The following is a 13,506-nucleotide window of genomic DNA, read 5'->3' as shown; positions in this document are numbered from 1 at the left end:
CTTACTCACCGGGACCGGCCATCAGCCGTTCCACGTATTTGGCGATGATGTCCACCTCAAGATTCACCGTCGTTCCGACGGCCGCCTGACCCAGCGTGGTGAGCTCACGCGTGGTGGGGATCAGCGACACCTCAAACCAGTCGTCACCCACTGCGGACACCGTCAACGAGACCCCGTCGACGGTGATCGAGCCCTTCTCCACGACGTAGCGCGACAGCGCGGTGGGCAGCCCGATGCGGACGACTTCCCAGTGGTCGAAGGGCGTGCGGGAAATCACAGTGCCGGTGCCGTCGACATGGCCCTGAACGATGTGGCCGCCGAGGCGGCTGTTGACCGCGGCGGCCCGCTCCAGGTTGACCTGGCTGCCCACCCCGACCCCGCCCAGGCTCGACCTGTTCAGCGTCTCCCCCATGACGTCGGCGGTGAACGCGCCGTCGGGCAGTACGTCCACCACAGTCAGGCAGACCCCGTTCACCGCGATCGAGTCGCCGTGACCGGCATCGGCGGTTACCACGGGGCCGCGGATGGTGAACCGGGCGGCATCCGTCAGCTCCGCCTTGTCGACCAGGACACCCAGCTCTTCAACGATTCCGGTGAACACGCCGACCAGACTATTCGCCTCGAGCATCAGTTGGAGAAAACGCCCGGGCACCGCGAGCCTCTACGATGCAGTAATGCAGACGCGCCCACGCTTCGCAGTCCAGTCCTTACTCGCAATTCTCTTCGCAGCGGCCGCCCTCGTCGCCGGCTGCTCGTCCTCTTCGTCCTCGGAGAAGTCGAACGCCCCGCTGCCCGATGCGGCCCAGCTGCTGCAGGATTCCTCGGCCGCCACCAAGGCCCAGCAGAGCGTGCATCTGCTGCTGACCGTGCAGGGCACGATCAAAGGCCTCCCCATCGAGAAGCTCGACGGGGACCTGACCAACACCCCCGAGGTGGCCGCTGAAGGCACCGCCGATCTGTTGTTCGCAGGCCAAAAGCTGGCCGACGCGAAGTTCGTGGTGGCCGGCGGCGACCTGTACGCGGCCCTGACCCCCGGCGATCCGCTGTCCAACTACGGGCCCGCCGCCAGCATCTACGACATCTCGGCGATCCTGAACCCCGACAACGGCCTGGCCAACGTGCTCGCGAACTTCAGTGATCCCAAGGCCGACGGCCGCGAATCCGTCAACGGCACCGAGGGAGTCCGGGTGACCGGCACGGTCAGCCCCGACGCGGTCAACAAGATCGCCCCGCAGCTCAAGGCTGAGGGCCCGGTCCCGGGAACCGCTTGGATCACCGAGGACGGGAACCACACCCTGCTGCAGGCCAAGCTCGAACCCACGCCCGGAAACAGCGTCACCATGACCCTGTCTGACTGGGGCAAGCAGGTCACCGTCACCAAGCCCGCTTCCTGATGTCCACCGCGGAGTCGGTGAGGTCCGGCCGCAGCCGCCACATCGCGATCAGCGCGGGCAGCCTTGCCGTGCTGCTCGGCGCCCTCGACACCTATGTCGTGATCACGGTGATGACCGACATCATGTCCGACGTCGGCATTGCGGTAAACGAGATCCAGAAGGTCACCCCGATCATTACGTGGTACCTGCTGGGGTACATCGCGGCCATGCCGCTTCTGGGCCGCGCCTCTGACCGGTTCGGCCGCAAGATGCTGATCCAGGTCGGTTTGGCCGGTTTCGCGGTCGGCTCGGTCATCACGGCGCTGTCCACCAATCTGGACATGTTGATCGTGGGCCGTGCGATCCAGGGCGTCGCGAGCGGTGCGTTGCTCCCGGTCACCCTGGCGCTGGCCGCCGATCTGTGGGCGGCTCGCAGCCGGGCCGCGGTACTCGGCGGGGTCGGCGCCGCCCAGGAGTTCGGAAGCGTCCTGGGCCCGCTGTACGGCATCGGCGCGGTCGCGGTGTTCCATCACTGGCAGGCCGCGTTCTGGATCAACGTGCCGCTGGCCCTCATCGCCATGGTGATGATCCACTTCAGCCTGCCGGGCAAGGAACCGAGCGACCACCCCGAGAAGGTCGATGTCATCGGCGGCGTCCTGCTGGCGATCGCGTTGGGCCTGGCCGTCATGGGCCTGTACAACCCGAAACCGGACGGCAAGCAGGTCTTACCCGACTGGGGTCTTCCGGTCCTGATCGGTGCGCTGGTGGCGGCGATCGCATTCTTCGCCTGGGAAAGGGTCGCCCGCACCCGGTTGATCGAACCCGCGGGTGTGCGGTTCCGGCCGTTCCTGGCCGCGCTGGCCGCGTCGTTGTGCACGGGTGCCGCCCTGATGGTCACGCTGGTCAATGTCGAGCTGTTCGGCCAGGGCGTGCTCGGTAAGGACAAGTACGACGCCGCATTCCTGCTGTTGCGGTTCCTGGTCGCCCTACCCATCGGCGCGCTGATCGGCGGCTGGATCGCCACCCGCGTCGGGGACCGCATCGTCAGCTTCTTCGGACTGATGATCGCGGCCGGCGGCTTCTGGTTGATCACCAACTGGTCGATCACCGTGCTCGACGAGTACCACGACCTGGTCCTGTTCCGGCTGCCGGTGCTGGATACCGATCTGGCGATCGTCGGATTCGGACTCGGGTTGGTGATCGCCCCGCTCACCTCGGCCACACTGCGAGTGGTACCTGCCGCACAACACGGCATCGCTTCCGCATTCGTCGTGGTGTCCCGGATGATCGGCATGCTGATCGGAATCGCGGCCCTGTCCGCGTGGGGCCTGTACCGCTTCAATCAGCATCTGGCCACGCCGAACCCGGATTGCGCCAGCCTCCCGCCGCTGGACCGGACCCTCTGTCGATACCGGGCTGCCTACGTGGCGCAGTATGCCGAGATCTTCGGGATCACCGCGATCGTCTGCGTGGTGGGTGCGGTGCTCGGTCTGCTGATCGCCGCACGCCACGTCCATGTCGACGAACCTGCCGGTCCTCCCGAGGACCTGCGCGCCGGTGACAGTGACGACACGTCGACCGGGCAGCTGTACCTGCCGACGCAGGTCCTGCCGGTCCAGTCAGCCGACCCGGCAGTCCAGGGCACCGACCAACCGCCGGGACGCCATCGATCGAGTTGATCGGCTCAGCAGCGTTCGACCCCGGGGCTCAGCAAACGTGGTGCCCGGTCGGCCTCATCCGGCCGGCCGGGCAGCACGAGCCGTAACGGGACTCGGACCAACGCCCGGATCGTGCGGGGAGTCCATGGCGTGCTGGGGAGCCAATCCTGCAGTGCAGTCATGCTCGCGTCCTTTGCTCGTGTTCACCCGGCGCACATTCGGCAGCGAACGCGCTTTGGTACGAGTGTACCGATCATGACCGACAATGCCCGGCATTTCACGAGCGTAACTTAGGTCACCCTAACTCAAGCTGGCTACCTCCTGGGAGGCTGCTATCAGTTGGGCACCAGACTCAGGCGAACGTCCGGCCCGATGGCGGTGATGCCGTCGAACCGCCACCGCTGCGCGTGCATGATGCTGGGAACCCCGATGTCGTCGACCGCGGTGATCGGCCCACCCAGCATTATCGGCGCCACATAGGCCAGGATCCGGTTCACCACGCCGGCCCGCAGGAAGGCCCCGGCCAGGGTCGGCCCACCCTCCAGAAGCACGTCGGTCCGGTCTCCCAGCGACCGCATCACCTCAAGCGGATCATGCGTACGGATCAGCATCGTGTGCGAATCGTCGTTGAGCACCTTGGCGTCCGGCGACACCTCGCGCATACCCACCACGACCCGCAGGGGCTGATGACCGGTCAGCGTGCCGTCGGCCCGGCGCGCCGTCAGCGTCGGATCGTCGAAGAACACCGTTCCGGTACCGACCACGATCGCGTCGGCCGCGGCCCGCTTGCGATGAACGTCCGCCCGGGCGGCCTCACTGGTGATCCACTGGCTGGAACCGTCGGCGGCGGCGCTGCGGCCGTCCACGCTGGTGGCGAATTTCCATGTGACATGCGGCAATCCGGTGCGCTGCTTGTGCAGCCACTCGCGCAGCGGCCCGTTCTCGACGTCATCGGCCAGCAGCCCGGCATTGACCGTGACACCGGCCTCGGCGAGCCGCTGCGCCCCGCCTTCCGCCGCCGGATTGGGATCGGCCACCGCGAAGGTGACGGCCGAAATCCCCGATGCCAGAAGCGCATCCACGCACGGCGGGGTCCGCCCGTGGTGATTACACGGCTCGAGGGTGACTACGGCGGTGCCACCCTTGGCCCGGTCCCCTGCCGCCTGCAGCGCCATCACCTCGGCGTGCGGGCCTCCGACGGGCTGCGTCGCGCCGACGCCGGCGATCTGCCCGTCGCTGTCCAGGACCACCGCGCCGACCGGCGGGTTCGGGTAGGTCGAGCCCTTGACCTGTTCGGCCTGCTCGATGGCCAGCCGCATCGCGGCCTCGGGCGTCATAGCGTCAGATGTCTCGAGGCGCTCGCAGCCTGCTGACGCAGGGACTTCACCGCGGCAGCCGGATCGGCCGCGCTGTACACCGCGGAGCCGGCGACGAAGCAGTCCACGCCGGCCTCGGCGGCCTGCTCGATGGTGTCGGCGTTGATGCCGCCGTCGATCTCGACGACGATGGTCAGATCGCCGGAGTCGACGAGGCGGCGCACGATGCTCACCTTGGAGAGCACCTCCGGCATGAACTTCTGTCCACCGAACCCGGGCTCGACCGACATCACCAGCAGGGTGTCGAACTCCTTGAGGATCTCCAAGTACGGCTCCAGCGGGGTGCCCGGCTTCACCGACAGGCCGGCCTTGGCGCCGGCGGCACGGATATCGCGGGCCACGCCGATCGGGTTGTCGGTGGCCTCGGCGTGGAACGTGACGTTGTAAGCACCCGCCTCGGCATACGGCGGCGCCCAGCGCTCGGGCTGGTCGATCATCAGATGGCAGTCCATCGGGATATCGGTGGCCTTGAGCAGGGACTCCACCACGGGCAGGCCCAGCGTGAGATTGGGCACGAAGTGGTTGTCCATCACGTCGACGTGCAGCCAGTCGGCCCCGGCCACCGCGGCGACCTCATCGGACAGCCGCGCGAAGTCAGCGGACAGGATGGAAGGGGCGATCAGGGGTTCTGCCATGGCGATCACCCTAAGACATGCTCTTCGCGCAAGCGCTCATCGGACCTTCAGGGCGGCCGCGAACATCGCATCGGTCCCGTGCCGGTGCGGCCACAGCTGGACGTGCGGTCCGTCGCCGAGGTCATCGGCCGGGGCAAACAACTCCCGGGTGTCCAGTTGGGTCACCGGATGCCGGCGCACCGCATCGGCCACCACCCCGACCGTTTCGGCCAGGTGCGGCGAACAGGTCGCGTAAAGGACCACGCCGCCCGGGCGGGTCAGCGAGATGGCCGCGGCGAGCAGTTCGCGCTGCAGCTTCGCCAGCCCGGGGACGTCGCCGGGCTGGCGACGCCAACGTGCCTCCGGGCGCCGGCGCAGCGCCCCCAACCCCGTGCAGGGCGCATCGACCAGGACCCGGTCGAAGCCGGGCTCCAGTCCCGATTCCCGCCCGTCCACGCGCTCCACGTCGACGTCGAGCCCCCGGGTGTTCTCCTCGACGAGATCGGCACGGCGCGGCGCGGGTTCGACCGCGGTGACCCGGGCACCCGAGGCCGCACCGATGGCGGCCAGCAGTGCGGTCTTACCGCCGGGACCTGCGCACAGGTCCAGCCAGCGACCGTTGTCCGGGCCGTCGAGTTCGGCGAGGGTCAGGGCGCGGGCCACCAGCTGGCTGCCCTCGTCCTGGACCTGGGCGGCACCGTCGCGCACGGCCGCCAGCTGTCCGGGGTCGCCACCGGGCAGGTACACCGCGTACGGCGAGTAGCGGCCCACGGCGCCGTCGGCCTGCGCGGCCAGCTCGGCTGCGGTCATCGCGGTGGGCCGTGCCGCCAGGTGCACCAACGGACGCTCGTCATCGCTGGCCAACAGGGCGTCGAGTTCACCGGCGCGCGCTCCCAGTGCGTCGGTGAAGGCCTGGGCGATCCACCGCGGGTGGGCGTGCAGGAAGGCCGCGTGCCCGACCGGATCGGTGACCGCCGGCGGCGCCAGCCGCTCCATCCATTCCTGCTCGGTGCTGCGGGAGATCGTCCGCAGCACACCGTTGACGAAACCTGCTCGGGCCGAGTCGAATTCGATGCCGGCCTGTTCCACGGTGGTGGACACCGCGGCATGCGGTTCGACCCGGGTGCGCAGCAGCTGGTAGGTGCCCAACCGCAACAGGTCGAGCAGCACCGGATCGATCCGCTCGGGCGGGCGCCCGGCCGCCGCCTCGATGACCGCGTCGAGCATCCCCCTCGTCCGGCAGGCGCCGTAGGTCAGCTCGGTGGCGAAGGCCGCGTCGCGGCCCTCGATCCCCCGCTCCCGCAGCAGCGGCGGCAGGGCCAGGTTGGCGTAGGAGTCGCGCTCCGACACCGCGCGCAGCACATCGAACGCCGCTCGGCGGGCGGGATCCAGGGGTGTGCGACGGTGCTGGCGGTTGCGTTGCGGTGCACGGTTGGGTCGGTTCGGCGAGTTACTCATGATGCGCGCACCGATTCCTGCAACCGCGCGCCGCGGGCCCAGTCGGCAGCGTTCATGAGTTTCTTGCCGGGCGGTTGGATCTGCCCCAGCCGAACCGGTTGCGAGCCGGTACCGACCAATACGGCATTGCGGTCGACACGGATTTGACCGGGCGCCAACGAATCTTCCGACGGTTCCACCGTGACCGGACCGACCTTGACGCGCAGGTCCCCGATCATCGTCCAGGCACCGGGATTCGGGGTGACCGAACGGATCTGCCGGTCGATGACGTGGGCCGGCAGGTCCCAGCGCACCCGGGCCGACTCCACGGTGATCTTGGGCGCCAGGCTCACGCCGTCGGCCGGCTGGGGCACCGCGGTCAGGGCCCCCTCGGCGACGCCGTCCAACGTGGACTCCAGCAGTGCGGCACCCGAATCAGCAAGCCGCCCAAGCAGATCGCCCGCCGTGTCGGTGTCACGCACCCGCTCGGTGACCACGCCGTAGACCGGTCCGGAGTCGAGTGCCGGCTCGATCAGGAACGTCGTGGCCCCGGTCACCTCGTCACCGGCCGCCAGGGAGGCCTGCACCGGCGCTGCCCCGCGCCAGGCAGGCAGCAACGAGAAGTGCAGATTGATCCAGCCGTGTCGGGGCACCGCGAGCAGGCGTTCGCTCAGCAGCGCGCCGTAGGCGACGACGGCGCAGCAGTCCGGTGCCAGCTCGGACAGTTCGGCGACGAACTCGTCGGAGTTGGGCCGCGACGGGCGCAGCACCGGGATCTCGTGCTCGAGCGCCAGCTTCGCGACCGGTGACGGTGCGGGCTTGCCGCGGCGCCCGGCGGCGGCGTCGGGCCGGGTCAGCACCGCGACCACATCGTGACGAGGCGAGTCGATCAGCCGCTGCAACGACGGGAGGGCGGGCTCTGGAGTTCCGGCAAAGACGAGGCGCACCGAATCAGTCTAGGTATCCGGCCCGCTGCTTCCCTAATGTGGCGATTGGTAGTACTCCCGCTCGGATACCCCGGCCAACGGGGCCAGATATACCCACGGGATCGTTCCGACCAGCCGGTTGAGGGTGGCGACAGCGTCGTTGTAGTACTGCCGGGCGAACGCCAGCTTGTTCTCGGTGTCGGTCAGGTTCTCCTGCAGGTTCAGGAAGTTGTTCGACGAATTGAGTTGCGGATAGGACGATCCCAGCGCCAGCACCCCGGTCAGGGCCGAGTCGAGATCACGTTCGGCTGTGCTGCGCTGCACCACCGAGGCGCCGCCGGTCGCCGAGGTCAGCGCCGCCTGGGCACTGCTGACCCGGCCGAGGACCGCCGTCTCGTGCTTGGCGAACGTCGCCACGGTCTGCACCAGCGCCGGAATCAGCGCGGCCCGGCGAGTCAGCTCGACGTCGATGCCGCTCAACGCCTCGGCGACGTGCACGTCGGCCACCCGCAGTTTGTTGTAGCCGACGACGAAGCCCACCAACACCGCCACCGCGAGTGCCAGCACCACGACCAACAGCAGCCTCACCACGATCCGCCCCCTCCCCCTCCGCCACCACCGCCGCCTCCACCGGACGACGATGACCCGCCGCTCGACGAAGAGGAGGACGACGACTGCGAGGCGGTGTACGCCCCGATCGATGACGATAGTGCCGATTCGAAACTGTCGAAGTCTGCGCCGCCGGATCCACCGGTGAAGCTGTGGCTGTTGTCCGACGACGACGAGTTGTACCAATCAGGTTGGGGTGCACCGGCACCCATCGTGTCCTGATATTTCTTGGCCCACAGTGCGGCGGCGCCGCCGGCCACTGCGAACGGAATGTAGGCCAGGTAGAGATCCTTGCGGGCGGCGAAGTCGAACCGGGTCTCGGCCGAATCGGTGGACAACAGACGATGGAAACCCTCTGCCCGCGACCACAATTCCCGGCCAGCGGGGGTCCGGCGAGTGCCCACACCGCCAGACCAGACACCCACGGAGAACACGAAGAACGCGGCGAAAGGCAGACCGCACAACGTGACCGGTATCCCGAACCACAGCCAGAACCCGGCCACCGCGGCGAGGAACGCCACCACGTTGGCGACGCATATCCACAGTTCCTTGCGGCGCTTGACCATGAAGCCGCCGTCGAACGCCCATTTGCGCACGGCGACCACCATGTCCGCCTTGGCCTTGCTGAGCTTCTTGCCCGATGTCGCGGTGTTGTTGGCGGAGAACTCGGCACCGCGGGACATCACCTTGAGCGCTGCACCCACGTCGATGCCGACCGGATCGACATCGGCCCACTCGGCCGGCTTGGCGAGACCTTTGATCTTCCAGTGTTGGGCATTGACCTGCCGCAGCTCCACGAGTCCACGCTCGGCGAGGTGGAACAGGGTTGCGCTCAGCCCGTTCTTGGGGACGCTCTCGGTGCGGATGAACTCGGTCTGCACCGGCCCGAGCCCTTCCGGCGGGGCGTACTGCACCGGGAACCCCGGTGCAGGTTCGACGGTGGTCCTCGACCAGAAGTAGGCGAGCAGTCCCATCCCGGCGGTCAGCAACGCGAACCAGACCAGAGCGGTTACCGACCGCCCGAGGATCCGGTCCCACGTGTACGGCCACGGCAACGTCGTCTGCGGCGGTGTGGCCACGTCGACGCCGGCGCGCAGCGTCACCGGGGTGTGGGGCTCGAGGCCGTACGCCTCGAGTCGTACGGTGTTGCCGTCGGTGCGCAGATCCGTGCAGGCGCTGCCGACGCCGAATCCGACACTGCAACCGGCGCCGGTGACCTCGGCCGGCAGCGTGACCGAGATTTCGGCCCGCTCGATCGTGTTGTTCCACGCGGGCGCGACGACGTTCCAGTAGAAGGCGGATCGGGCGTCGGGATTCCCGGTACTCCCGGCGAACTGACGGCCGGCACCGACGCTGCCCGGATCCAGGACACCAGCGATCGTATAGCGGATCTCGAAGACGTGGCTGCCGTAGTCCAGGGTGGTGTCGGGGTCACCGACCTTTGCCACCCGGAACCGCTCACCCTTCTCCCACAGCAGTTGGTAGGGCACCGGCGCGCCGTCCAGCGTGATCGACGTGATCTCGGGTACCTGCCGGAGGCGGGAATTGTTCTGGTTGGCCACGTCCCAGTAGCGGAAGATGCCGTGCCGCCCGCTGGGGAAATTACCGGTGATGGTCTCGACCGCGGTCATCCGTCCGGCGGTGTCAACGGTGAAATCAGCACGGTAATCGGTGATCAACACCGGATCGGCAGGCCCGCCGGCGCCCGACCCTGACCCGCCGGTGAACAGCAGCGGCCACAGCAGGCCAAAGGCGATGAGCCCCAACGTAAACAACCACGACCACACCCGGCGCATCGCAGCCTCCTGGTTCGGCACTCACCGGTACCGGGTGAAGTGTTCGCCCTACCCTATGTGCAATGGATCAATTTGGATACGACATGGTTGCTGATCTTTTCGCGCGCTGAGCACGGCGGTGGCCCGCCGGAGTGCGGCCGCCAATTCCAGGCCCCCGCCCCTCGGCACCCGGACCAGCATTCGGTTCACCTCGGCATCCGACGCAAGGCCGGGTGGGCGGCGTGCGCCGACCGGGAGTTCCACCGGCCCGAGAGTTTCCGCGACATCGGGCAGCTGCGCGGTTTCCAGCAGTGCCTCGACTGCCGTCGTCGTCCCGTCGATCGCCGCCATGTGCACCGCGGGTGGCAGACCCACCTCACCGCGGCCGTCGAGTTCGGCGTCGGCATGCCCCACCGGATCCCATCGGATCAGGGCCTGCACGGTCGAGATCGCCGACTCCGCCACCACCGCCACCACGCCGCCGTCGTCCCGCGGCCGGACCAGGGCCGCCGCGGCCATCCATCGGCGCAGCGTGTCCTCGGCGGCGCGCAGATCCTGCCGGCCCAACAGCGCCCATGCGTCGAGCAACAGGGCCGCGCCGTAACCGCCTTGTGCGACCGGCTCCGCACCGGGCGTGCTGACCACCAGGGCCGGCCCCTCCCCGACCGAACCGAGCACTGCGTCGCCGCCCGAGGTGATCACCGAGGTGCCCGGAAACGCCCGGCCCAACTCCTCCGCGGTCCGGCGAGCCCCCACCACCACCGCCCGCACCGCGTCCGAACCGCAACGTGCACAACGCAATGCGGGCTCGGCCCGGCCGCACCACCGGCATTCCGCGGCCTCGCTGCCCCGGTCCGGCAGGGCCAGCGGACCGGTGCAGTGTCTGCAGCGGGTCACGGCGCGACACCGCGCGCAGGCCAGCGCCGGCACGTAGCCGCGGCGCGGAACCTGGATGAGCACCGGGTGTTCGGCCTGCAGCGCCGAACGCGCTGCCTGCAGCGCCATGGACGGAAGCCGCGCGGTGTGGGCGGCAGGATCGCGCTCCTGCGCGTACCCGCTGTCCTCCAGCGCAATTACCCGCGGCGCGGCAGCGCGGATCACCGGCCGGGCCGCCACCACGTCGTGCGCCCAACGGGTCCGCACCAGGGCCTGCGCCTCGGCGGTCCGCGCGTAACCGCCGATGATCGCGGCACACCGCAGCTGATGGGCGCGCAGCATGGCGACCTCGCGGGCATGCGGATAGGGCGCGCGTGGCTCGGCGAGGTTGTCGTCACCGTCGTCCCACACCAGGACCAACCCGAGGTTTGTCACCGGGGCGAACACCGCACTGCGGGTGCCGATCACCACCTGAGCCTGTCCCCGCAGCGCCGCCAGCCAGCGGCGGTAGCGGGCCGACGGGCCGAGCCCGGCCGACAACGCGACCACCCGCGACGCGGGCACCTGTTCGGTCGCCGCGGCAAACAGCGCATCAACATCGCGCTGATCGGGCACCACCGCCACCACGCCCAGTCCCGCATTCACCGCCACGGCGGCCGCCTCGGCCAGCCGCTGCGCCCAGTTCTCCCCGGGCAGCGCCTGCCACACCGCCCGTGCCGCGCGGCCCTCACCGACCGCGGTCAGGAACTGTTCGCCGCGGCCGTAGCGAGCCCAGGCGCCGGTGTCGACCGGGGCGGCCGAGACCGGTTCCGGCTCGTCGACAGCCTGCTTCTCCACCCTGGCGTGGCGCGGCGGCACGGCCAGGCGCAGCACATCCGCGCGGGTTCCCGCGTAGCGTGCCGCGACGGCGTCGACGAGCCTGCGGATCTCGGCGGTGAGCACCGGCTCGGGCGAGACCACACGATCGAGCCAACCCAGCTTGCCGGTGTGGTCGGTGTCCGACCGCCGCTCCAGGAGATACGCGTCGACCAGCCTGCCGTTGAACCGCACCCGGACCCGTACGCCCGGCTGGGCGTCGTCGGACTGCTCCTCCGACACCAGATAGTCGAACTCCCGGTCCAGGTGCGGAACGGTGAGAAGGGGCAGCACCCGCGCGATGGGCTCATGCTCGGCGGCGCGGCGGATGATGGTCACCGCACAGCTTTAGCAGACTTGTCTGACGCCCGACCGAAGAACATGCCTGCCGTGATCAGCAGCAGCGACGTGGCGTATGCCCACCAGATCGGAACGGCGAGCAACTGGTCGCCGCGGATGAACTGGCTGATGCCGATCATGGAGTCCGACACCGCGAAACACACCGCTCCGGCCGCGGTCCACGGTGTGGGCAGCCGGGCCAGCAGCGCCGTGCACACCATGGCTCCCAGCACCGCGATGTAGGCGACCACCGGAACGGCCATGCCTTGTTCGACGAGCCGGGGCCAGAACCAGGTCAGCAACGCCACGCAGGCCAGGATGGTGAGCGCCACGGCGATCAGCCGCGGCGTCGAGCGCCGTGCCAGGGGCAGCAGCGCGCCGAGGAAGCACAGGTGTGCCACCAGGAATGCGGCCAGCCCCAGCACGAAGGACGGCTGCCACCACGGGATCGCGAGCAGGAAGTCACCGAGCGCCGAGAACACCAGCGCACCGACCAGCCAGCGGCGTTCCCGCACGATCGGATGCGCCCACGCGGCCGCCGCCAACAGCAGTGCAGGCAGCGCTTTGACCGCGGGCTGGGCGAAGAACTGGCCGGTGAGATCGGTGCCTGCCGGTAATCGCAGAGCCACCACGAGCAGAAACACGCCGTAAGCCGCGCCGACGACTGCGGCGGCGCCCCACAACCACACCGTCCGGCGGTGTGCGTACGGTGGCGGAATGTCCGTTGCTGACGAGAAACCAGCTGTCGATGCCATCCTGCAGAAGGTACTGGAGGCGGTGCCGTTCCAACTATCCACCGATATAGGTGTCGAGGAGGCCCGGCGCCAGTTCAGTGAGATTCCGCGGCTGCCGGTCCACCCCGAGGTGCAGGCCGAGGATCGTGTGATCCCGGGACCGGCCGGCCCGATCCCGGTGCGGGTGTACCGGCCGCCGACCGCCGACGGCGCGACGCTGCCGGTGATCGTGTTCATCCACGGTGGCGGCTGGGCGCTGGGTGACCTGGACAGCTACGACGGCACCGCCCGCCAGCACGCCGTGGGCGCCGACGCGGTGGTGGTGTCGGTGGACTACCGTCTGGCTCCCGAACACCCCTACCCTTCGGCGGTCGACGACGTGTGGGCCGTGACGCAGTGGGTGGCCGCCAATGCCGCAGAACTGGGCGCCGACGCCGACCGGCTGGCCGTGGCCGGGGATTCGGCGGGTGGCAACCTCAGCGCGGTCGTGGCGCTGCTGGCGCGTGACGCCGGTGCTCCCTCGCTGCGTTTCCAGTTGCTCTGGTACCCGGCCACCACGTGGGACACGAGCCTGCCGTCGTTCACCGAGAACGCCGAGGCGCCGATCCTCGGACTCGACGCCGTCCAGGGCTTCTCCCGTTGGTATGCCGGACACGTGGATCTGTCCGATCCGCCGGCCACGCTGGTGCCGGCCCGCGCGGCGGACCTGTCCGGCCTCGCACCCGCCTACATCGCCGTGGCCGGACACGACCCGTTGCGTGACGACGGTATCCGCTACGCCGAATTGCTTTCCGCCGCAGGCGTTCCGGTGCAACTGGACAATGCCGAGACCCTGGTGCACGGCTACCTCGGCTACGTCGGTGTGGTCCCCGCCTCCACCGAATCGTTCGAGAAGGCCATCGCCGCGCTGCGCGAGGCGCTGCACGGCTGACGG

General features: G+C 69.2%; 13 protein-coding genes. 3 read left to right on the top strand and 10 right to left on the bottom strand.

All coding sequences use genetic code 11. The features are described 5' to 3' along the window. Position 1: 1 nt before the first annotated feature. Positions 2-601 carry a riboflavin synthase gene (locus tag ACZYZ7_RS03930; RefSeq protein WP_135460014.1) on the bottom strand — a complete coding sequence of 200 codons (600 nt, stop codon included), beginning with the start codon at positions 599-601 and terminating at the stop codon, positions 2-4. 73 nt (positions 602-674) lie between these two features. Here ACZYZ7_RS03930 and ACZYZ7_RS03925 point away from each other — a divergent pair, with 73 nt between their 5' ends. Together ACZYZ7_RS03925 and ACZYZ7_RS03920 are read left to right on the top strand one after the other, a co-directional pair. Beyond that, complete coding sequence (locus ACZYZ7_RS03925; RefSeq protein WP_450069131.1) at positions 675-1,394, top strand: LppX_LprAFG lipoprotein; 720 nt, start codon at positions 675-677, stop codon at positions 1,392-1,394. Continuing rightward, positions 1,394-3,052: an MFS transporter gene (locus tag ACZYZ7_RS03920; protein ID WP_286174919.1), complete on the top strand. Its 1,659-nt coding sequence runs from the start codon at positions 1,394-1,396 to the stop codon at positions 3,050-3,052. Before ACZYZ7_RS03925 ends, ACZYZ7_RS03920 begins: the two co-directional genes overlap by 1 nt. 5 nt (positions 3,053-3,057) lie before the next feature. Here ACZYZ7_RS03920 and ACZYZ7_RS03915 read toward each other — a convergent pair whose 3' ends face one another. The 9 genes from ACZYZ7_RS03915 to ACZYZ7_RS03875 all read right to left on the bottom strand — a co-directional run bounded on the left by ACZYZ7_RS03915 (position 3,058) and on the right by ACZYZ7_RS03875 (position 12,593). After that, positions 3,058-3,213: a hypothetical protein gene (locus ACZYZ7_RS03915; protein WP_167857834.1), complete on the bottom strand. Its 156-nt coding sequence runs from the start codon at positions 3,211-3,213 to the stop codon at positions 3,058-3,060. Between the two features lie 153 nt (positions 3,214-3,366). Further along, positions 3,367-4,368: a bifunctional diaminohydroxyphosphoribosylaminopyrimidine deaminase/5-amino-6-(5-phosphoribosylamino)uracil reductase RibD gene (gene ribD / locus ACZYZ7_RS03910; protein ID WP_463740255.1), complete on the bottom strand. Its 1,002-nt coding sequence runs from the start codon at positions 4,366-4,368 to the stop codon at positions 3,367-3,369. Further along, complete coding sequence (gene rpe / locus ACZYZ7_RS03905; protein WP_463740254.1) at positions 4,365-5,042, bottom strand: ribulose-phosphate 3-epimerase; 678 nt, start codon at positions 5,040-5,042, stop codon at positions 4,365-4,367. Before rpe ends, ribD begins: the two co-directional genes overlap by 4 nt. Positions 5,043-5,078: 36 nt before the next feature. Beyond that, on the bottom strand, positions 5,079-6,479 hold the full coding sequence (locus tag ACZYZ7_RS03900) for an RsmB/NOP family class I SAM-dependent RNA methyltransferase (RefSeq protein WP_463740253.1): 1,401 nt from the start codon (positions 6,477-6,479) through the stop codon (positions 5,079-5,081). Next, positions 6,476-7,405, bottom strand: coding sequence for a methionyl-tRNA formyltransferase (gene fmt, locus ACZYZ7_RS03895; protein ID WP_463740252.1), 930 nt, complete (start codon positions 7,403-7,405; stop codon positions 6,476-6,478). Before fmt ends, ACZYZ7_RS03900 begins: the two co-directional genes overlap by 4 nt. A gap of 33 nt (positions 7,406-7,438) precedes the next feature. Next, entirely contained in the window at positions 7,439-7,975 is a 537-nt protein-coding gene (locus ACZYZ7_RS03890) for a LemA family protein (protein ID WP_463740251.1), read from the bottom strand. Next, positions 7,969-9,789 carry a DUF2207 domain-containing protein gene (locus tag ACZYZ7_RS03885; RefSeq protein ID WP_463740250.1) on the bottom strand — a complete coding sequence of 607 codons (1,821 nt, stop codon included), beginning with the start codon at positions 9,787-9,789 and terminating at the stop codon, positions 7,969-7,971. Before ACZYZ7_RS03885 ends, ACZYZ7_RS03890 begins: the two co-directional genes overlap by 7 nt. Before the next feature lie 48 nt (positions 9,790-9,837). After that, entirely contained in the window at positions 9,838-11,838 is a 2,001-nt protein-coding gene (locus ACZYZ7_RS03880; RefSeq protein ID WP_463740249.1) for a primosomal protein N', read from the bottom strand. Then, positions 11,835-12,593 (bottom strand): lysoplasmalogenase, encoded by a 759-nt coding sequence (locus ACZYZ7_RS03875; RefSeq protein ID WP_463740248.1) that lies wholly within the window; start codon positions 12,591-12,593, stop codon positions 11,835-11,837. Before ACZYZ7_RS03875 ends, ACZYZ7_RS03880 begins: the two co-directional genes overlap by 4 nt. Here ACZYZ7_RS03875 and ACZYZ7_RS03870 point away from each other — a divergent pair. Continuing rightward, entirely contained in the window at positions 12,556-13,503 is a 948-nt protein-coding gene (locus ACZYZ7_RS03870; protein ID WP_463740247.1) for an alpha/beta hydrolase, read from the top strand. The genes ACZYZ7_RS03875 and ACZYZ7_RS03870 overlap by 38 nt on opposite strands. Positions 13,504-13,506: the final 3 nt, after the last annotated feature.

The organism is Mycobacterium sp. IDUB_17 (genome assembly GCF_055419465.1).
This window is presented reverse-complemented; position numbering and strand designations above follow the sequence as displayed.

What these genes read in the sequence shown, in the direction of transcription:
- ACZYZ7_RS03920 (WP_286174919.1), top strand. Translation starts at nt 1,394, where the DNA reads ATGTCCACCGCGGAGTCGGTGAGGTCCGGCCGCAGCCGCCACATCGCG.
- rpe (WP_463740254.1), bottom strand. Translation starts at nt 5,042, where the DNA reads ATGGCAGAACCCCTGATCGCCCCTTCCATCCTGTCCGCTGACTTCGCG.
- ACZYZ7_RS03915 (WP_167857834.1), bottom strand. Translation starts at nt 3,213, where the DNA reads ATGACTGCACTGCAGGATTGGCTCCCCAGCACGCCATGGACTCCCCGC.
- ACZYZ7_RS03885 (WP_463740250.1), bottom strand. Translation starts at nt 9,789, where the DNA reads ATGCGCCGGGTGTGGTCGTGGTTGTTTACGTTGGGGCTCATCGCCTTT.
- ACZYZ7_RS03870 (WP_463740247.1), top strand. Translation starts at nt 12,556, where the DNA reads ATGTCCGTTGCTGACGAGAAACCAGCTGTCGATGCCATCCTGCAGAAG.
- ACZYZ7_RS03900 (WP_463740253.1), bottom strand. Translation starts at nt 6,479, where the DNA reads ATGAGTAACTCGCCGAACCGACCCAACCGTGCACCGCAACGCAACCGC.
- ACZYZ7_RS03925 (WP_450069131.1), top strand. Translation starts at nt 675, where the DNA reads ATGCAGACGCGCCCACGCTTCGCAGTCCAGTCCTTACTCGCAATTCTC.
- ribD (WP_463740255.1), bottom strand. Translation starts at nt 4,368, where the DNA reads ATGACGCCCGAGGCCGCGATGCGGCTGGCCATCGAGCAGGCCGAACAG.
- ACZYZ7_RS03875 (WP_463740248.1), bottom strand. Translation starts at nt 12,593, where the DNA reads ATGGCATCGACAGCTGGTTTCTCGTCAGCAACGGACATTCCGCCACCG.